The organism is uncultured Microbacterium sp., assembly GCF_963521695.1.
GTDB lineage: Bacteria > Actinomycetota > Actinomycetes > Actinomycetales > Microbacteriaceae > Microbacterium.
The window spans coordinates 1-19,251 of sequence record NZ_CAUQWC010000038.1; the positions used below are offsets into that span (position 1 = coordinate 1).

Consider the following 19,251-nt stretch of genomic DNA (forward strand, 5'->3'; position numbering starts at 1 on the left):
GCTTCCGGCATCTCTCCGGTCGCCGATAGACGCACCTCCGCAGCATCGCCCCCCGACCGCACGGCACCCGGCATCTCTCCCGTCGCCGACAGACGCACCTCCGCAGCATCGCCCCCCGACCGCACGGCATCCGACATCCCGCCCGTCGCCGACAGACGCACCTCCGCAGCGTCGCCCGCCGACCGCACGGCATCCGACCTCGGAAAGGACGCCCCGTGAAGATCCTCATCGCCGACGACGATCCGCAGCTCGTGCGCGCCCTGCGCATCACCCTCGCCGCGCACGGTTACGACGTGGTCGCCGCCGCCGACGGCGCCGCGGCCATCACCCTCGCAGCGCACGCCCACCCCGACATCGTGCTGCTCGACCTCGGGATGCCGCACCTCGACGGCGTGCAGGTGATCGAGGCCCTGCGCGGCTGGGCGACCGCGCCGATCATCGTCGTCTCGGGCCGCACCGGCTCGGCCGACAAGGTCGACGCCCTCGACGCCGGAGCCGATGATTACGTCACCAAGCCCTTCCAGATCGATGAGTTGCTCGCCCGCCTGCGCGTGCACGCGCGTCGCTCGGTGCCCTCGAGCGGCGAGTCGGTCGTGCGGTTCGGCGACGTCGAGGTGGACCTCGCCGCCAAAGCCGTGCTGCGGGAGGGGACACGCGTGCACCTGACGCCGACGGAGTGGCGGATGCTGGAATTCCTGGCCCGCAACCCGGGGTCGCTCGTCACCCGCCAGACGCTGCTCAAAGAGATCTGGGCCAGCGAGCAGGTCGCCGACTCCGGGTACTTGCGCCTGTACATGTCGCAGCTGCGCAAGAAGCTCGAGGCCGACCCGTCGAACCCGGTGCACCTGCTCACGGAGCAGGGGATGGGGTACCGGCTCGTCGTGTGACGGCGAGCTCTGCGCCCGTCACGCTGAGCCGCGCTCCGCCTCACGTACGGAAGGATCGTCGGTCCGCCGGACCGCGAGACCGTCTACCGGTGATCGGCACAGCGTCGCTCGACGGCCTCTGCGAGCCACCGATCGGAAAGAAGGCGTCACCTCGGGAAAGGGATCTCCGAGCGCTGTGCGGGAACATGCGCGACGCGCGCGGTGCGGCCGAGTGACCGTGATCTAGTCGTCGGAAAGGCTCCGAATCCAGCGGTGGGGATCGATGTGGAACGACGAGTGCAGGCGAACGAGCGTTTCCAATGTGGGATTGGCCCAGGGGTAGTGCGAGAAGCGCGCGCGCTCGATTCGCCCCAAAGCCGGAGGCGCGATCCCCGCCCTCAGCGCGGCCTCTTCTTGGGAATACCCCAAACTGCTACGCGCATTATGTACTTCGATGGCGAAATTGCGCGAGAGACGTGCGCAAAGAATCTCATGCTCGGATCCGACGGAGGGTCTAGTCACGGCAGCCCCGGTTGCTGAACGAACGTTAACTCTTCATCTTCACTCACGTCCAAATCATGACCCAGAACATATATGTGTTGGTCTCACGGAGAAATTCTGCGTCCTCGCGCACGCTCATGACCGGTGGGCACCGAGCCCTGCTGTCAGCCGGTGCGAGAGCGACGTGGCCGCGACGCGACGCGACTGGCGGGGAGTGTGCACCCGCCCGCTGTCTCCCGCACGGAGATTGCTCCCCCGCGTCACCTCGACTCGACGCGACCTCGCCCGACGAGGACCCTCCTGCACCGCTGCATCCTGGCCGAGAACGCGTCACCCCGACCGGCAGGAGCGTCGTCCCGCTCACTGCGGCGGCGACCCCTCGCGTGCGCGGCTCAGCGCGACCTGCGAGAGGAAATCGATCACGGCGGGCTCATCGGGCAGCACGAGGGCCTCGCCGTCGACGACGAGTTCGAATGCCCCCTTCGCCCCCGGCCGGATGCAGACGGGGCTGGTCCGCGGACCGATCTCCCACCCGTCGCCCTGTCGCCGGGGGCGCCACCCGTGGATGCGCATGAGAATTTCGAGCGAGGGCGTCGGATTTTCACGGCTCATGTCGGTCACCCGGGCATATTAGTGCGCTCAAATTGCGGCGGAATTTCCTTTCCGTCACGAGGTCGCATAAAGCCGAATTCGTGAATTCGGGCATCTTCACCGGTGAAGCGCAAGTACAAAGAACCACTGATGACCGCATCTTTACATGCAGCTACTTCCATTCCGGCACCGCACACGACCGGTCGACGACCTTCCGACCGGCCACGCCCACGACGGCAGACCCTCTCCACGAAAGACCGGAGCTTCCCCGATCACCTCCACCCGCCTGAGGCGGCTGGGCGACAGCGGCGGCGTCCGCGCGACTCACGAGATGGGCGCGAGAGGCACGAGATCGTCGTCGACGCAGGCTTCGAACTCCGCCTGCACCCGTGCGCAGCGGCAGGCGTAGACGATCGTGTGCAGCAGCATCACCGCACTTCCCCGAGGGTGTGGCATCCGGGACAGGGGACGACAATGCGGTCGCCCACCCGCACATCACCGGGAAGTACGACCGTGGCGCGCGCCTCGCTGCCGTGCGCGTCGACCACCGCGAGGGGCTCGTCGTAGGCGTGAGACACCCGGCCGAGCAGTCGCGCTTCGCGCCACACCACGTCGAGTCCCGCGGCCAACGCGTCGAGGCGCAGCGTGTCGGGGGTGGCATCCACCACCGTCGCCACGATCACCGTCGTCGACAGCGTCGCGGATGCCACTCCACCCGACGCCGGGATGACGGCCGGGCCCGTGCACACGCAGGGCGTGCCGCAGATGTCGGCGTAACGGCCGACCGACATCGCCCGCACCGTGACGTCGTCGAGCGTGGGCACGGAGCCCGCGGGCCACGCCGAGGGATCGAAGGGCGACGGGGTGCTGGATCGGAGGGTGGGGAGCAGGGCCGTGAGGGTCATGGCATCCGGTCTACGCGCCGACTCCCCGAGATGCGTCACGCTGACGATTCCCATGCGGCCGCCGACGCGATTCTCACGCGTCTCGCGCGCTCGGCGGCATCGAGACGGCGTCTCGCCGACGAGATAGGGGACGCGTGCGGCCCGGACCCCGGGTCGACGGCAGGGCTCAGTTCAAGGGGGTGAGCCAGACGTAGCGGGCCACGACCATCAGGCTGTAGGTCGAGCTCCCGACGAAGATGTCGGCCGATTGCGGAGTGCCGCTGGGGAACGGAGTGAAGGAGGAGGTGAAGGTCCCGGCGCCATCGGTCGGCCCGCTGGCGGGGGAGAAGACGAGGCGCGACTCGGGCGACGAGATCGAGATCGGGCTGCCTCCCACCGGAACCGAGTTGATGGTCAGCGATGCCGTCAGCACCGAGGGCGTCCTGCCCTTGCCCGGATCAGGACTGAAACGCACCTCGAGCACGGGATCGCCGTACGCCAGCGTCGCCGCGGCCGAGACCGTGCCGCCCGCTCCGGGCGAGACGGCGGTGATGGTCGACGTGCCCTCGGTGGTCGACGCGGTGACCCTGGCCGTCGTCCAGAAGGCTCCCGAGCCGTCGGTGAGACCGCTCGACCGCCCGAGAGTCACACCGCTCGACGCTGCGAGGGACACCGCCTGACCGGCCAACGGCACTCCCGCGACATCCGTCACCTGAACGGTGACCGAAGACGACTCCCCCACGTGCACCGCGGTCGGGGCCAACGTGACGGTGATCCTCCGGTCGGTCGACCCGGCGAACGCCGGCGTGGCGGCCACCATGACGATGGCGGGCACTGAGAGGGCTGCTGCGCCGATGGCCGTCCGGCGGGAAAGGCTCTTCGCGCGCCCGTCGGTGTCTGTTCTGAGTTCTCGATCGCTCACGTATGCGCCTTCCGCTTCGGGACGCGCGGGACGACTCGATGACGCCCCGCCCACGACACCGTCCTCCATCCTGTGCAGATCCGCCTCCCTCCTGCCTTCCCGCCTTCCAGTTCTCACCCGGTGCACGCTCGACGTCACCCGGTCCGAGAGACGCGGTGTCTCCGCGCGCCGGGCTCCCGCGCCTCACCGGCGGCGGATCATGCGCTCGGGGCACCGAGACGGCGTCTGGGCGACCAGATCGTTGCACGCGGCAGGGTCGGCGGTACGCCGTCTCACGGGCGGAACATCTCCGCGCAGGCGAGGCGACCGGCAGCCTCGAGCACGACACCCCGCACCCACCCGACGCGCCGTAGCCTGGAGGGGTGACACTCCCCTTCGACGTCGCCGCCGCGCGTGCCGACTTCCCGATCCTCGAGACCGAGATCGACGGTCGGCCCCTCGTGTACCTCGACTCGGGAGCGACCAGCCAGAAGCCCCGTGCCGTGCTGGATGCCGAGCGCGCCTTCCTCGAACGCGCGAACTCTGCCGTGCACCGCGGTGCGCACACGCTCGCGGCCGACGCGACCGAGCTGTTCGAAGACGCGCGCGTCACCGTCGCCGAATTCGTGGGCGCGGAGCCCGAGCAGCTGGTGTGGACCTCGGGAGCGACCGGCGGTCTGAACCTGATCGCCGGTTCCCTCGGCTATGCCGGGCGGCTCGGCGAGGGCGACGAGATCGTCGTGACCGAGGCCGAGCACCACGCCAACCTCATCCCCTGGCAAGAACTCGCCGCCCGCACGGGCGCGCGCCTGCGCCACATCCCGGTGCTCGACGACGGCATGCTCGACATGCACGCCGCGGCCGACCTCATCGGCGAGCGCACCAAGGTCGTCGCGTTCCCGCACGTCTCGAACGTGCTCGGCATCGTGAACCCCGTCGCGAAGCTCGTCACCCTCGCCCGTGGCGTCGGCGCGCTGACGGTGCTCGACGCGTGCCAGTCGGCGCCTCACCTCGCGCTCGACCTGCCGGCATCCGGGGTCGACCTCGCCGTGTTCTCGGGGCACAAGATCTACGGGTCGTACGGCATCGGCGCCCTGTGGGGCCGCGACGAGGTGCTCGAGGCGCTGCCGCCCTTCACCACCGGCGGGTCGATGATCACCACCGTCACCCTCGACACGGCCGAATACCTCCCACCGCCGCAGCGCTTCGAGGCCGGGACGCAGCCGGTGTCGCAGGCCGTCGCGCTGGCCGCCGCGGTGCGCTGGCTCGGCGGGCACGATCTCGCCGCTGCTCATGCGCACGAGGCCCTGCTCGAAACGCGCATGCGCGAGGGGCTCCGTTCGATCGACGGCATCCGCCTGCTCGGAGACACGGATGCCGCCGAGCGCATCGCCCTGCAGGCCTTCGCGGTCGACGGAGTGCACGCGCACGACGTGGGCCAGTTCCTCGACTCCCGCGGCGTGGCCGTTCGTGTCGGACACCACTGCGCACAGCCGCTGCACCGCCGGTTCGGTCTGACGGCGTCGGTGCGCGCGAGCGCGGCGATCCACACGACCGAAGAGGAGATCGACACGTTCCTCGATGCCGTCTCGGGCGTTCGCGGCTTCTTCGGAGTCGGCGCGAGCGCCGCGGGAGCACGCGCATGAGCGGGCTCGAGTCGCTGTACCAGGAGCTGATCCTCGATCACGCGAAGAACCGTCGCGGTTTCGGCCTCGCCGAACCGGGCGCGCACAGCGCCACGGTGCACCAGCGCAACCCCATCTGCGGCGATGAGATCACGCTGCGCGTCGAGCTGTCCGACGACGGTGAGCGCGTGGCATCCGTCACCTGGGAGGGCGCGGGCTGCTCGATCTCGCAGTCGTCGGCATCCATGCTCGTCGCCCTGCTGCAGGAAGACGGTGGGGATGACGGGATGCCGAAGACCGAAACCGAGGCGCTGATCGCGCAGTTCCGCGAGGCGCTGCGCTCGCGCGGCAAGATCCCCCTCGACGAGGAGACGTTCGCCGACGCCGCCGCACTGTCGGGGGTGTCGAAGTACACCGCCCGCGTGAAGTGCGCCATGCTCGCGTGGGTCGCGCTCGAGGAAGGCCTGCGGCAAGCCTGACCTGCGTTGTGGACGCGCGCCCCCGCGACGCCGGGGCCGCCCCGTCCAGCCCGGTTGAGTGTCCAAGACACTCCGGCGCGTGAAGAGATCGACGGCGTGTTCTGGACACTCAACGCGCACTTGCCCCGCACCGGCGACCCACCGCGCGGGAACGCGGAGGATTACGCTTCCCTCATCGCGACGCACGAGAGGTGGATGCCATGGCGGAAGGCGGAGCAGGATTCAGCGACGAAGAACGTACGGCGATGAAACAGCGCGCCGAGGAGCTCAAGGCCACGAAGGGGCTGAAGGGCGCGGCGAAGCTCGAGAAGGAGAACGAGGCCTGCCTCGAGGCGATCGACAAGCTCGAGGGCGTCGACCGGGCGGTGGCCGAACGCCTCCACGTCATCGTGCTGGAGGAGGCGCCGCACCTGACGCCCAAGACCTTCTACGGCTTCCCGGCCTACGCGAAAGACGGCAAGGTCGTCGTCTTCTATCAGCCGGCGTCGAAGTTCAAGACGCGCTACGGCACCGTGAGCTTCGACGACACCGCGCACCTCGACGACGGTCCGATGTGGCCGGTGTCGTTCGCGGTGGTCGAGGTGACGGCCGAGGTCGAGAAGGCCGTTCGCAACGCCGTCCGCCGGGCCTCTCCCTCGGAGTAGACGGGTCGCGCGGATGACGCATCGAGTGGGGTCTCGCGCCATCCCTTGACGTTCCGGTCATCGGCGTCTTGGCTGAGGGCACCCCCGCATCGCTCACGGCCGAATCCGGTCGCACGTCGCGTCGGGTGTCGCTGCGGGTCCGCCCACACGACGCGACCAGGTCGGGTCGACCGGCCGGAGAGGACGACGATGTCCGGTAACAAGGCAGTGGCGTACAAAGAACCCGGAGTGGTGGAGGTCATCGACACCCCCTACCCCGAGTTCGAGCTCAAGGACGGCCCGGGCGTGAACCCGGCGAACGTCGGCCGGAAGGTCCCCCACGGCGCGATCCTGCGCACCGTCTCCACGAACATCTGCGGCTCCGACCAGCACATGGTCCGCGGTCGCACCACCGCCCCCGCGGGTCTCGTGCTGGGCCACGAGATCACCGGGGAGGTGATCGAGGTCGGTCCCGATGTCGAGTTCGTCAAGGTCGGCGACATCGTCTCGGTGCCCTTCAACATCGCGTGCGGCCGCTGCCGCAACTGCAAAGAGGGCAAGACCGGGATTTGTCTGAACGTGAACCCCGACCGCCCCGGCAGTGCCTACGGATACGTCGACATGGGCGGATGGGTCGGCGGGCAGGCCGAGTACGTGCTCGTCCCCTACGCCGACTGGAACCTGCTGGTCTTCCCCGACCGCGAGCAAGCGCTCGAGAAGATCCTCGACCTGACGATGCTGTCCGACATCTTCCCCACCGGCTTCCACGGCGCCTACACCGCCGGCGTCCGCCCGGGATCGACCGTGTACGTCGCGGGCGCGGGTCCGGTCGGCATCGCCGCGGCCGTCGGCGCACAGCTGCTGGGCGCGGCGGCGGTGCTCGTCGGCGACCTCAACGCCGAACGCCTCGCGCAGGTGCGGTCGCTGGGGTTCGAGAGCGTCGACGTGTCGAAGGGTGACCCGCGCGACCAGATCCCCCAGATCCTCGGCACCCCCGAAGTGGATGCCGCGGTCGACGCGGTCGGCTTCGAGGCGCGCGGACACGGCTCCGACTCATCGCACGAGGCACCGGCGGCGGTGCTCAACTCGCTGTTCGAGGTCACCGCGGCCGGTGGCGCCCTCGGCATCCCGGGCTTGTACGTGACGGGCGACCCGGGCGGCGTCGACGAGGCGGCGAAGGTCGGTTCGCTCTCGCTTCGACTCGGCCTCGGCTGGGCCAAGTCGTTGACGTTCACGACCGGCCAGTGCCCGGTGATGAAGTACAACCGGCAGCTGATGATGGCGATCCTGCACGACAAGGTGCAGATCGCGAAGGCCGTCAACGCCACGCCCATCAGCCTCGACGACGCGCCCCAGGGCTACGCCGACTTCGACAAGGGCGCCCCGCGCAAGTACGTGCTGAACCCGAACGGGTACATCAAGAGCTGAGGCGAAGCCGGAGCTCGCAGAACGGCGCCTTCCTCGCAGACTTCCCCGCGGAATCTGCGAAATTCGCGTACGACTGCGGGCTTCGGCGCGCGGGTCGCGAGAGCCCGTCCGCGGGCGGGATGCCGCAGCCCCGAGGCCGCGGCATCCGTTCGCGGAACGTCGTCAGCCGGGCGGTTATCCCCGCCCGCCCAGCACAACTCCTGCAGATCCCACGCGCCACGGCCTCTTCCGCCGAGTGACAGCCGATCTGCAGGAGTTGCGCACCGGCTACGCCAGGACGACGCGCTCCATCCGCTCGAAGCTCTTCTCCATGCCGTCGACCATGCCGGTGGACAGGACGGCGTCGCGGGTGGTGGCATCCGGATACTCGATCAACAGCGTGACCAGGGTCGCGCCGTCTTCCTCGTAGAGCGAAAGGTCGTTCGTGGTGGAGGGCCAGTCGGTGCCGGTCATGTGCTCGGTCTGCACGATGCGACGCGGCTCGTCGATGAGCAGGGTCTCTCCGTCGAAGCCGAAACCCTCGCCCTCGGTTCCCGCTTCGGGCTCCCACGCGATGCGGTAGCGCCCGCCCACCGAGACCTCGACCTCGCTGACGCTCATGCGCCAGCCGTCGGGGCCGAGCATCCATTGCCGCATCAGGTCGGGTTCGACGTGCGCGCGCCATACGAGCTCGCGCGGGCCGTCGATGAGCCGGGTGATGCGCACGTGCTGGTCGTCGAGGATCTCGAGCTGCGTCCCCTTGCCCTGCGCGAACTCCCGCAGGCCCTGCAGCACGGCATCCAGCTGGTTCATCGCCATGGTCGAGCCCTCGACCGCGCCCATCGCGACGACCTGCTCGAGGGCGTCGGCCGAGGCGAAGTGACTGACGTTCGAGAGCCGTGAGCCCTCGGGCGTCGCCTCGAAGGTGAAGACCATGCGCATCGACGGCATCCCCTCGATGGGGTCTCCATTGTCGTCGGCGAAGGAGTCGATGACCTCGAATCCGCGGGGCTCGTCGATCGCGGTGAACTCCCACGCCCCGCCGGCGCGCTCCCCCTGCGGGGAGGTCATGTGGTACTTCGCGTGCCCACCGACGGTGAAGTCGAACGCGTCGAACGTCGCCGGCCAGCCCGGAGGACCCCAGAAGCGCTCGAGCTGACGCGGGTCGGTGAACACCGCCCACAATCGCTCCGGGCCGACCGCGAAGTCGGCGACAAGGGTCATGGTGAGCGTTTCGGCGTCGCTCTCGACGGATGTGACGGGCATGACGACTCCTTCGTCGGGTCAGGGGTGGGTGGGTTCGGTCGGCGGGGTGGATGCCGGGGCGGCGGGGGCTTCCTCGCGCGGGGAGGCGGATGCCGGGGCGGCGGGGTCCTCCGCCAGAAGGGCGTCGAGCCGGTCGACGCGTCCGCGCCAGAGGTCTTCGTACGAACGCAGCAGGTGCTGCGCCCGAGCGAGCGCGGCAGGGTCAGCACGCACGAGTCGCACCCTCCCCTCCGCACGTTTGGTGATGAGCCGCGCCTCGGCGAGCACGGCGATGTGCTTCGACACCGCCGCGAACGACATCGCGTACGCCGCCGCGAGCTGGGTCACCGACTGCTCGGAGACCAGCGTGCGCCGCACGATGTCGCGTCGCGTCGCATCGGCCAGGGCGTGGAAGACCCGGTCGATGTCGGCGTCGCTCTGTTGTTCAACCATTTGGTTGCACGTTAGCGCTCGCTCCGTCCGGACGCAAGAGGTCGTCCGGTCAATTTGGCCTTCACGTTGCACAAGCAGGCTTTGACTTACACTTCCGCTCCAGCCGGGTACACCAAGTGTCGCGACACGCCGAATGCTTGCGGTCGCGGTTGGCCAGCCGGGAGGAGCATCACCGGCAAGCGGGAGCGATGAAGGTCCCGCATCCTGCGACCGAGTCGACGGCGACTCGTAAGGGGGCTGTGATGAGGCCTGTAGTCGAGGCATGGCGTATTGCTCCGCGACTGCGGTCAACACAGACGGAGTTGCATTGGGTGCCGGGTGCGGGCAAAGAAAGTGCTCGCAGGCAAGGCCACGAATGGGCTGTCGCGTCTCGCTCCCTCGGAGATCGCGACTGGGCAACCATAGATCCCGCACGTGTGCGAAGCTCGGCGGGCGTTCGCCACCGCTTCACACCCGCGATGTACTTCTGGCAGCGCACCAACTCACATGTTTGGTGCGAGTCGCAGGAGGAACGCTGGGAGGTCCTCTGGCTCGACTACGGCGGACAAGTTGAGCGGCTCTGGTCACAGCCTTTCGCCATCAGTTTCGGCCGCCGTTCTCCGTTATCGGGCTATGCGCATTTCCCCGACTTCCTCGGACAGTTCACCGACGGAAGTTATGGCCTCTTCGACGAACGCCCTGAAGTGCTCATCGACGAGCGAGCCAGATTGCAGTTCAGCGAAACCGCAGCAGTCAGCGACCTGCTGGGCTGGCGGTATCAAGTGATGTCGGGACACGACAGTCGAGCGACCGGCAACCTGGAATGCCTTTCCGCCTCGCGCCATGACCGGTGCCGCCCAAGTCCTGAGATGGAGGCTGCGATTCTTGAAGCCGCAGCGGTCGGGCAAACTCGGCGGGCAATCTGCAACCTGGTTGCGCCCGATTGCCCGCCGCTGGCCTGCTCCTGGGTGAACACCATGGCTTGGCATCGCCTACTCATCGTGGATCTTGGCGAGGTCTTCAGCAGCGAGACCGTGTACACCTCTGCACCTTTGGCGCCGACGAACGCGGTCAGCTGATGGTCGACGAGTACAAGCTTCGCCTTGGGGACAGGGTCGACATCGAAGGCGAGTTGTGGGTCTGGGAAGGTGTGCGTCGCGGATCGGAAGCGCGACTACGCCGGGAGGATGCCCTCGACGACTGGATGAGCCTCTCAATGCCGGAGTTGCTAGCGCACGCGGGCACAGCGAGGCGCCCGTCGAGCGCGTCGCTGAGACCGAGCGGAGGCGACTGGCCGACCGACGTTCTTGATCTCGAGAAGCATCTGCTGGAAGTGTTTGAGGGTATCCCGATGGATGTGACCGCGCGCTCGCCACGGTCGGGCTACGACCCGACAGCTACAACTCAAGAAGACCGAATAGCGAAGAAGGTTGAGGAGTTGGCGGGCACCTCGCTTGGTAGGTCTCGGAAGACGCTCTTCAACTACTGGAAGGTGTACCGCGAGGGCGGGGTTGCAGAACTCAACAAGAGACTTCACCCCACGGGCACGAAGCGGCTCCTGATTGCGAAGGCTGATGCTCGTTTGGTCGCCGCCATCGACAGAGAACTCGACAAGCGCGTGAACATGCCGACCTCCAGTCGTCGCCATTGCGCGATACTCGTGCGACGCACACTTGAGGCGATGCACCCCGGGGACGAGATCTGCGCCATCAAGCAACGCACGTTGCAAGGCTTCATCAACGAGCGAGACGCTGGTCGCTACAGCTTCGACAAGGCGACGAGTCGCCGGACGGCAGCGAACCGCCCCAGCCGCGAGTACTACTCGGCGGTTGCACACAGACTCGGCGCAGTGTGCGAGATCGACTCCACCACGCTCGACGTCCAGGTATGGGATGACAAGGGCAACGTCTTCCGCCCCAAGGTGACGGTGCTGTTCTGCGTCGCGAGTCGTGTCCCCATGGCCTGGGCCCTCCATGCCGACTCGCCATCAGGTTTCGACCATGCTCTCCTCTTGGCCCGCGCAGTCGTCGGCCGTCGAGTTATCCCTGGTTCGGCCGCGGCGGCGCTCTCCGGCTCAGCCACATTGCCGGCGGAGCTGATGAAGCGCGTCAACCCCTACCTCGACGATGAGTCTCTCGCGGTGCCGTGGATCTTCCCAAACGCCATCACGGTCGACGGCGGCGCCGACTTCCGATCTGCAACCTTCGAGGCGGCATGCATAGCCTTCGGCATCACTATCGTCCTCGCTCCACCACACGCGCGAACCGCGAAGCCGCACGTGGAGCGGAACTTCGGCACGATGTCCACTGATTTCGCTACGTGGCTGGCGGGATCGACCGGAAACGCTGTTCATAACCGCGGCAAAAAGGATGCGCCCACTCCAGGGTGCCGGCAGGAGCTCCTCCGGCGGATCCGAGAAGTCAATCCGCCCGCCCAGCGAGCGCAGCCTCCGATAGTTGCGGGGAACCACAGCGACGTCGTCGGGGTGAACAAGCAGAATCCGGTCCGCGTGCATGGCGGTGTTCGTGTTGAACGAAGCGCGCGAGTGCTCGTTCGCAGGCGCCGCTGTATCCATCTCGCTGGCCACCAGCGCCTCGACGACTCCGGGGAAGGCCAGCACGGACGGCTCTACTCGATACATCTGGAGGCCGAGTGTCCGTGTTAGGGGGAAGAGGATGGCGTAGGCATTCTCAAGGCCCAGACCCGCACTCTGGTCCTGCTCGCGCGGATCGAGTACGGGCGTCAGCGGCGCATCGGAAGTGAGAAGGGAGGGTGCCTCAAAGCGAATCAGCCTCCACCGACGCAGGAGCAGGTGCTCTGTCAGCGCCGGCAGCATCGTCGAGATCTGATGGAGGTGTGCTTCTGCCACTAGCGACTCTGGTAGCCCCTCACCAGGTCGGAGCACCGGCGGCGCACCGCGCATCGAGAGCAGGCGTGTCAGCTCCTCCGGGTCTTCCCCTCGCAGCCGATTGACCTCCAGGTTCAGGAGCTGGGCGAGCTGCCTGCGGTGGTCCGGTCCCCGGAGAAACTGCAGAGTCATGAACACGGCTAGCTGAACCCGGTCGTCATGAGGAAGCGGCCACACACCCGCATCAACATCTGCCAAGACCCGGGCTGCGCGACCCTCGGTGCTCCCTAAGCCGTCCTCGAAGGAGTTCGGGTTGGTCGGATGGCCCTGGACCGCGTAGAAGTGCCGCCGCGTCGTAACGTCCTTGACGTTCGCCAAGTACTCCTTGCCGGTAGGCATGTCGAGCACCGACAACTGCCTCTTCTTCGCGAACCGCTGAAGGTAAACCCGCGGGACCGTATGGTGCTGGATCTGATTCGGCATGATGCCAGCAAACATACTTCCGGCATTCAGAAGCAGGTTAGCGGAGCTCAGCTCGTAGGGGTCCTGGGCCCACAGGCGGCAGCGGCGCAAAGACGAGATATCCGTTGTCTCGCCTGTGGTCACCATCATGGGGGCTCGAAGCACTCCGCTCCCGGGCTCACCAAGTCACTCGCTGCCGATCTCGCCCCCTCGGGGATTCGGGTCCTGGGTGTCGCGCCCAGCTTCGTGCCTGCCGAGGGCACCATCGCGGCGGCGAAGGCGGGGATGGAGGATGAGTAAGTTGGCCGGTGTGGGGCCGTCGTAGACTACGAACCTCTCTTCGCGGCTCGCGATTACGGATCGAAGAGGAAGGTCATCACCCGCAGCAATCCTGGCATCATTCGTGGATGGCTATGCCTTCATTCATGTCGGTGCAGATCAGCGCTGTTCGAACCCTCCCCGGGGGAACAGACAAATGCGTGATCGGGGGCACTGGGTTCGTGGTCGATCACGGAGGCGAGATGTATCTCGTGACCAACGGCCACATCGTGACGGGCCGACACCGCACGACCGACCACTATCTCGGACTACCGGCCTTGCCTCACTACCTGAAAGCCACCTTCCCCATCGCCGGCGTGCCATTGGGCGAGGAAGAGTTGGCACCGATTGGCACCCGGACGGAAAATCTATCCCTCTACGACGACGACGACCGAGCGCTTTGGCTCGTCCATCCTCAGTTCGGACGCAAGTTTGACGTAATAGCTTTACCTCTCAAGGATCTCGACAAGAGGGAATCGACTCAGCCCCGAATAGCACTTTCCCCGTATCCAATAGCCCACAGCCTGCCTGTGTCCGATTTCGAGCCGACGCGGGACGTCAGCGTCGTGGGCTTTCCTTTTGGACTGAGCGCCGGCGCAAGATCGGCAATCTGGGTGCGAGGTTCCGTGGCTTCTGAGCCATGGGCGGGCTTCGAGGGGGACCCGTGTTTCCTCATCGACGCGCGCACGCGGGAGGGCCAGTCGGGGTCGCCATGCATTGTCCCTTGGCCGTCCGATGAGGGAACCGCAGAGCCGGAAGCGTTCCCATGGCGACTCGTTGGGGTGTACTCCGGACGCACGGACTCCGCATCCGACCTCGGCCGTGTGTGGCCGGTGTCTGTGGTATCGACCATCATCGACGCCCGTCGTCGTGATGACGTGCGACTGGTTTGACGATCCAATACGAGCGCACGCACCCAAGGATGCCCTCCGCCGGGCAGAAGCTGGCGCGTCAGACAACGATCACGTGCACTCACCGAAGCGACTTAGCAAAATGCGATCCTACAGCTGCGAGCTTCGGGCGGGCCGCCGCGGCAATTGCGCTGCAAAGTCTCGAAGCCGCACTTATTTGCGCCGGCGAACCCACCCACCAGGTGGACATCAAGGACAGGGCCGGGTCGCACAATGACCTCGAGCAACACGGCTCCCACGTCGAGTCGATGACCGCGGCGGAATCCCGACATCTTCGCGAGATGCGGACGCCGCCACAGCACAGCAGCTGCTGGAGCACGTGAACCAGGATCGGCGGCACGCTGCGCAGTCGTCGCCGATCCCACAAGAACGCCCGTTACCGCCACGGTACCGAGCGCTTGATCCATACAACCCAGGCGCTTGTTAGCGCTGCCTTCTTCAGGGAGCGCCTCCGACCCTCGAGTGGAGTACAGGTTGCCGAGCAGATTCGAATCACGCGGGGTTAGCGCTGCGCAGCGATTTCCACCACAGTGTTTGAGTGTCCAACAAACGGAAGAGATCAGCTCGGAAACCGCGACGGTCCTCGTCATCGATCTCAGATCACAAACGGGTCGGGCGCGAACTCCTTCCCCCGATGCTGTCGATGGGGTCGGCACCCTTCGAGTTCGTGAACTGGGCGCGCGACAGGCTCCCGGACTATCTATGGGTCGCGGCCCAGCTTCACGGGGGTAAGGAGCGAGTGTTAACGACAGCGGTGCAGCTGGATCTAGCCTCTGCCGCTATTGCCGAGCACGTGACGGAGATGCCATCGGACTGGGTCTTCGATGGGACGCTCTCCTCCTTCGAGCAGCTGCCGGAACCTGCGCGTTCCGCTCTGCTCGCGAGGCTCGACGCGACGGGCACCTACGAGGACTTCGTTCCTGAGGGGCTCGCACACACACTGGCGCAGTACAAAGATGCGCCCGGGGCATGGTTGATTGCACCCTGGATCGACCGCGGGCTTGAGGTCACCACGTCGGCCGCCGAGGACTGGTTGCGACCCGTCATCGCGGCTGCGCTCGGAGGTCAGGGAACGCTTGCCACGCGCTCGAAAGCGTTGACCATACGCCAACTGCTGAAAGCCGGCCGCGTTCATCTCGGCGAGAACATCGGCTTTCTCGAGCTGCTGCCTCGGTACCCCTTGGACACCAACGATGACGAGACAGCCCGAGTCGAATCGAATCTCCGTGCGATGTTTAACGCCATCGCCCCTACTGCGGCGAGCGACTGGCCCCGCACCTTCTGGCGTTCGAACTGGCGCCTGTTCGAGTGCGAGTGGCCGAACGCCCATGACGACGACGAGGCAGAGAAGACTTCCGCCGCCACATCGGACGACACCGCGCCCACACTCCGCGACTACCTGCTCGATCTGCAGAGCCGTGCACAACAACTCTGGGACACGTACTTCGAGACCGCAACGACAACGCCACCGGACCTCTACGACCCGGACCGGTTTGAGGTCCTCACAGGGCTGGTGGGACGCGCAGTCCGTTACGTGCTGTCGTTCATTCAGACTCCGCCGATGTGGACGATGGAGCATGGGTCGCCCATACTCCGAGCGCTACTCGAAACGGAGATCGTGTTCCGGTACCTCCTCCACACTGAGGTCGAGGAACCGCTCTACGCCAAGTTCAAGAACTTCGGCGCGGGCAAGATCAAACTACTGAAGCTCCACATCGAGGAGCACATCGACAGTCTGGAATCGCCGCCGGAGGAGCTCCTGCAGTACCGCGACTACCTCGAGGCCGTCGTCAACCGAGATATCTACGAAGAGTTTCAATCAGTGAACCTCGGCGGCTCATTCTCTGGGGTCGACACACGTCGGATGTCCCAAGCGGTCGGGATGGAGTCGGACTACAGGTTTGTGTTCGCCCCAGCTAGCAGCAACGTGCACGGCGAGTGGGGAGTCATCGACGAGAACGTGTTTACAACCTGCGCGAACCCGCTCCATCGCTACCACCGCATCGTCGCGGAACCCTCCTCCACCCTAATTGGCGCCTCCTTCGTGGAGAGCATTATGGATCGTGCGACCGACCTCGTCCAAAGATACGTCGCCGAGATCGCTGAGGACGTGGACGACCCCCACCCCTGAAAACGGGTGACGTCCCTCATGGCCCAACCCCGGAAAGCCGCAGCCGGAGCCATCGTCGTGCCGCCAGCGGAAAGTGTCACGACAAAGATGACCTGTCCGGGCCGAAGCAACCCGTTTTGAGCGACACCTAGTGTCACTTCGCCCCGTTCCCGACACGTCCGGTGCACGGGCTGCGGTCGGGGCCCGACCTCGACGCGAGAGACCCTGCCAGAGCGAGCGCCCCCGGCAGCCTCAGCCTCCGGGCACGCTCTCCGCTCCCGCGAGCACCCGCAGCTCAGAACCCCCCGATCAGCCTCTCCAGCGGCCCGTCGGGGAGCACCACCCAGCCCTCGCGACGGGCGACCGGCAGAACCTCGGATGCCGGATGCTCGAACAGCCCGAGCGCACCGGCGCGGGTAGCGAGAGCGGCGATCACGGCATCGAAGGCATCGGCCTTCGCGATAGCCAGTGGCGCGAAGCGCCCGATGTCGAGCCACGGCGCCCGCGACCGGAGCGTGTCGAGCAGAATGGCGCGGCGGGCGGCATCCACTCGATACCCCGTCGTGTCGAAGCCCCACAGGCGCAGCGAGCCGCCGGGGTATACCTCGAAGAGGCGCCCCTCCGCCGCACGATCGACCACGAACCCGGAGGCGGCGAGGCGTCGCAGCAGGCCCGCGCCGCGCAGAGCCGTGACCCCGAGCCGGTCGGTCGACACGCTCAGGGGCCAGCGGCCGATGCGCTCCCTCACCACGTGGTCGGTGTGGCGGTACACGAGCGGGCGCCGCCAGTCGGCGTGCCCCTCGACGGGTCCGAGCGCCGGCTCGACACCGGCATGGTGCGCCTGCACGAAATCGGCGAACGCGTCGGGCCAGCCGAGCGGGCAGTCCACGCCGAGCCACGCCTCGCCGGAGGTGACGGATGCCACGATGTCGGCATCCACGATCCCGATCTCGAGCCGCGTCAGGCGAGCCTGGCCGTCGTCCCAGACGATCTCGGCGAGCGCGGTGCCGGGGGCTGAGGCGGCGAGGTCGACTCCGACGGTTCTCATTCGAGGGAGCTTAGGCCGATGTCCGTTGCCCCGATGCATGACCGACGGGGCAGAAGTGCACGTCAGCGGCCCGTGTGGCGCAGAACCCACCGCCGATCATGCGAATGAACCACCGGGGTCAATGCACCCCCGATCTCTCGCGCGACCTGGGAGGATCGGGCCATGGCAGACGACGACCTCCCCGATTCGCTCGAACCGGCGACCGACGTCCCGCCGCGCGACGAGCCGCCCCCGCCGCCCACGCCGAAGGGCGACATGCGTGTGCCGTCGGTCGTCGCGATCATCTCGGGCGTCGTGGTGATCGCGTGGTACATCTTCGTCGTCACCGCCAGCGCGATCTCGGAGATCGACAACCTGCCGTGGATCCAGATCGGCATGTGGGTGCTGGCGGGTGTGTCCTTCGTGTGCGGCATCGTGAGCCTCAACGCCCGCATGGCGCGCGAACTCGCCGCGGCGGGATTCATCGCGGGTGTCGCCGCGGGCCTGCTGTCGATCTCGATCGGGTTCTTCAGCGGGGTGGAGCTGCTGACCTGAAGACCGGGTCCGCCCGCCGCGCCGGCGACGGAATACGGAGGCCGCTCGACCGGTTGCCGCAGGCATGACGCCGGAGCCCACCCTCGAACGCGCCCTGTCGAGCATCGACGTGCGGCCCGGCCGCGCCTGGCAGCGCACCCTGTCCGAGGGGGAGCGGCTGCCGCTGTCCCACGGCACCGCGGCACTCGTCTACGTCCGGCGCGGTGAGCTCACCGGTCGGGCACCGGAGCGACCCGCGTGCACGGTCGACGCGCCGTCGGGCGCTGCCGCGGCGATCGAGGGCGAGCGCACACTGCTCGCGGGCGATGCCTTCGTCTCTCTCGGATGCCACGCCCTCACGCTGACGTCGCAGTCCGGTGCCGAGGTGACGGTCGTCCCGCTGGAGGTCACGCCGAACGCCGACACCCGCGCCCTCCCGCCCGTCGTGTTCGTCAGCGGTTTCGCCCACGCGGAACCCGCCGCCGCCTCGCTGGCCGCGCACCTCGGCATCCCCGCTCCGGGGGCGCCCTCCGACCGGGAGGGTGACGAGACCATCTGCAAACTCATGGTGATGACGGTGCTGCTGTCGGCGCTGCGGGCGTGGGCGTCGACCGAACGCGCGTCGGCATGGCCGCCGCAGAGCGACGATCCGTTCCTCTCGCGCGTGGTCGCGGCGGTCTCCGCCGACCCTGGGCACGAGTGGACCATCGACCAGCTCGCGGCCCTCGGGGCGATGTCGCGGTCGGTCTTCGCGGCCCGGTTCCGCCGGGTGTTCGGCAGTTCGCCCGCGTCGTACGTGACCGAGGTGCGCATGCGGCGGGCCAAGGAACTGCTGGAGGCCGGCACCCCGGTGTCGCAGACGTCGCGGGCGCTCGGCTACGCCTCCGACGAGGGCTTCCGGCGGGCGTTCCGCCGTCACGCGGGCGTCGCACCCTCGGAATGGCGGGCCGGGCGGCGCGAACTCGCGGTCTGAGCGACCTAAGACGTGTGCACAACGCAGGAGATGTGCGCGCGCTCCCCCGCATGAACCCCGGAATCTTGCGGGCTGGAGACGGCGGCGTCGGCGATCTTCCTGAGTTGTGCACCGTCGGCTCGACCCCTGAGCCCGAAACCCGGCGCTCTTGTCAGGGCCGGGCGCGGGCGCCCTTCGACGGTTTGGGGCGTGATCGGCGCATTGGGGCGGATTTCGCCCGCCCAGAAGAGCGAATCGCGCCCCAAACCCGCTCGCCCTCGCCGCCACGCCGGCGATCCGCTGCGACAGCCGCTCGCGCACCCGTCACGGCCGGGCGCGGGCGCCCTTCGACGGTTTGGGGCGCGATCGGCGCATCGGGGCGGACTTCCCCCGCCCCAAAGAGCGAATCACGCCCCAAACCCGCTCACTCGCGCCTCGGCCCCGGCGCCCCGCTGCGACAGCCGCTCGCGCACCCGTCAAGGCCGGGCGCGGGCGCCCTTCGACGGTTTGGGGCGCGATCGGCGCATCGGGGCGG

General features: G+C 67.6%; 19 protein-coding genes and 1 pseudogene. 12 read left to right on the forward strand and 8 right to left on the reverse strand.

Going from position 1 to position 19,251, the window contains the following annotated elements:
* Together RWP81_RS04645 and RWP81_RS04650 are read left to right on the forward strand one after the other, a co-directional pair.
* Positions 1 to 219: hypothetical protein (locus RWP81_RS04645; protein ID WP_314452782.1), on the forward strand; the 219-nt coding region annotated here is incomplete at its 5' end.
* Complete coding sequence (locus tag RWP81_RS04650; RefSeq protein WP_314452787.1) at positions 216 to 887, forward strand: response regulator; 672 nt, start codon at positions 216 to 218, stop codon at positions 885 to 887. The genes RWP81_RS04645 and RWP81_RS04650, both read left to right, overlap by 4 nt.
* A gap of 222 nt (positions 888 to 1,109) precedes the next feature.
* On the opposite strand, the gene RWP81_RS16300 is transcribed toward RWP81_RS04650, so the two are convergent.
* The 4 genes from RWP81_RS16300 to RWP81_RS04665 all read right to left on the reverse strand — a co-directional run bounded on the left by RWP81_RS16300 (position 1,110) and on the right by RWP81_RS04665 (position 3,764).
* Positions 1,110 to 1,388 (reverse strand): helix-turn-helix domain-containing protein, encoded by a 279-nt coding sequence (locus RWP81_RS16300; RefSeq protein WP_399540548.1) that lies wholly within the window; start codon positions 1,386 to 1,388, stop codon positions 1,110 to 1,112.
* 339 nt (positions 1,389 to 1,727) lie between these two features.
* Entirely contained in the window at positions 1,728 to 1,988 is a 261-nt protein-coding gene (locus tag RWP81_RS04655) for a hypothetical protein (protein ID WP_314452790.1), read from the reverse strand.
* A 398-nt stretch (positions 1,989 to 2,386) separates the two neighbouring features.
* Positions 2,387 to 2,863 (reverse strand): hypothetical protein, encoded by a 477-nt coding sequence (locus tag RWP81_RS04660; RefSeq protein ID WP_314452793.1) that lies wholly within the window; start codon positions 2,861 to 2,863, stop codon positions 2,387 to 2,389.
* A gap of 166 nt (positions 2,864 to 3,029) precedes the next feature.
* A complete protein-coding gene (locus tag RWP81_RS04665) occupies positions 3,030 to 3,764 on the reverse strand; it encodes an Ig-like domain-containing protein (RefSeq protein ID WP_314452796.1) in 735 nt (244 codons plus the stop codon).
* 362 nt (positions 3,765 to 4,126) lie between these two features.
* Between RWP81_RS04665 and RWP81_RS04670 the strand changes: the two genes are divergently transcribed.
* The 4 genes from RWP81_RS04670 to fdhA all read left to right on the forward strand — a co-directional run bounded on the left by RWP81_RS04670 (position 4,127) and on the right by fdhA (position 7,898).
* On the forward strand, positions 4,127 to 5,389 hold the full coding sequence (locus RWP81_RS04670) for a SufS family cysteine desulfurase (RefSeq protein WP_314452799.1): 1,263 nt from the start codon (positions 4,127 to 4,129) through the stop codon (positions 5,387 to 5,389).
* On the forward strand, positions 5,386 to 5,847 hold the full coding sequence (gene sufU, locus RWP81_RS04675; RefSeq protein WP_314452801.1) for a Fe-S cluster assembly sulfur transfer protein SufU: 462 nt from the start codon (positions 5,386 to 5,388) through the stop codon (positions 5,845 to 5,847). The genes RWP81_RS04670 and sufU overlap by 4 nt, the downstream gene beginning before the upstream one ends.
* Before the next feature lie 200 nt (positions 5,848 to 6,047).
* Positions 6,048 to 6,491 carry a hypothetical protein gene (locus RWP81_RS04680; protein ID WP_314452803.1) on the forward strand — a complete coding sequence of 148 codons (444 nt, stop codon included), beginning with the start codon at positions 6,048 to 6,050 and terminating at the stop codon, positions 6,489 to 6,491.
* 189 nt (positions 6,492 to 6,680) lie between these two features.
* Entirely contained in the window at positions 6,681 to 7,898 is a 1,218-nt protein-coding gene (gene fdhA, locus RWP81_RS04685; protein WP_314452805.1) for a formaldehyde dehydrogenase, glutathione-independent, read from the forward strand.
* Positions 7,899 to 8,165: 267 nt separating this feature from the next.
* On the opposite strand, the gene RWP81_RS04690 is transcribed toward fdhA, so the two are convergent.
* A complete protein-coding gene (locus tag RWP81_RS04690; protein ID WP_314452808.1) occupies positions 8,166 to 9,143 on the reverse strand; it encodes an SRPBCC family protein in 978 nt (325 codons plus the stop codon).
* Positions 9,144 to 9,161: 18 nt separating this feature from the next.
* Positions 9,162 to 9,575, reverse strand: coding sequence for a metalloregulator ArsR/SmtB family transcription factor (locus RWP81_RS04695; RefSeq protein WP_314452811.1), 414 nt, complete (start codon positions 9,573 to 9,575; stop codon positions 9,162 to 9,164).
* Between the two features lie 458 nt (positions 9,576 to 10,033).
* On the opposite strand from RWP81_RS04695, the gene RWP81_RS04700 reads away from it, so the two are divergent.
* Positions 10,034 to 10,633, forward strand: a complete 600-nt coding sequence (locus RWP81_RS04700; protein WP_314452814.1) for a hypothetical protein — start codon at positions 10,034 to 10,036, stop codon at positions 10,631 to 10,633.
* Positions 10,633 to 12,219, forward strand: coding sequence for a hypothetical protein (locus RWP81_RS04705; RefSeq protein WP_314452817.1), 1,587 nt, complete (start codon positions 10,633 to 10,635; stop codon positions 12,217 to 12,219). Before RWP81_RS04700 ends, RWP81_RS04705 begins: the two co-directional genes overlap by 1 nt.
* Positions 12,220 to 12,237: 18 nt before the next feature.
* Here the strand turns inward: RWP81_RS04705 and RWP81_RS16305 are convergent.
* A pseudogene (locus RWP81_RS16305) lies at positions 12,238 to 13,014 on the reverse strand (DUF4238 domain-containing protein); the annotation flags it as partial.
* A gap of 275 nt (positions 13,015 to 13,289) precedes the next feature.
* Here RWP81_RS16305 and RWP81_RS04710 point away from each other — a divergent pair.
* Both RWP81_RS04710 and RWP81_RS04715 read left to right on the forward strand, forming a co-directional pair.
* Complete coding sequence (locus RWP81_RS04710) at positions 13,290 to 14,075, forward strand: trypsin-like peptidase domain-containing protein (RefSeq protein WP_314452821.1); 786 nt, start codon at positions 13,290 to 13,292, stop codon at positions 14,073 to 14,075.
* A gap of 652 nt (positions 14,076 to 14,727) precedes the next feature.
* On the forward strand, positions 14,728 to 16,224 hold the full coding sequence (locus RWP81_RS04715; protein WP_314452824.1) for a DUF5677 domain-containing protein: 1,497 nt from the start codon (positions 14,728 to 14,730) through the stop codon (positions 16,222 to 16,224).
* A gap of 274 nt (positions 16,225 to 16,498) precedes the next feature.
* Here the strand turns inward: RWP81_RS04715 and RWP81_RS04720 are convergent, their stop codons facing one another.
* The gene (locus RWP81_RS04720; protein ID WP_314452827.1) at positions 16,499 to 17,251 is read right to left on the reverse strand and encodes a DUF429 domain-containing protein; all 753 of its coding nucleotides are present in this window, start codon (positions 17,249 to 17,251) and stop codon (positions 16,499 to 16,501) included.
* Positions 17,252 to 17,413: 162 nt separating this feature from the next.
* Between RWP81_RS04720 and RWP81_RS04725 the strand changes: the two genes are divergently transcribed.
* The gene (locus RWP81_RS04725; protein ID WP_055953054.1) at positions 17,414 to 17,785 is read left to right on the forward strand and encodes a hypothetical protein; all 372 of its coding nucleotides are present in this window, start codon (positions 17,414 to 17,416) and stop codon (positions 17,783 to 17,785) included.
* Positions 17,786 to 17,849: 64 nt separating this feature from the next.
* Positions 17,850 to 18,737, forward strand: a complete 888-nt coding sequence (locus RWP81_RS04730; protein ID WP_314452833.1) for an AraC family transcriptional regulator — start codon at positions 17,850 to 17,852, stop codon at positions 18,735 to 18,737.
* Positions 18,738 to 19,251 lie beyond the last annotated feature (514 nt).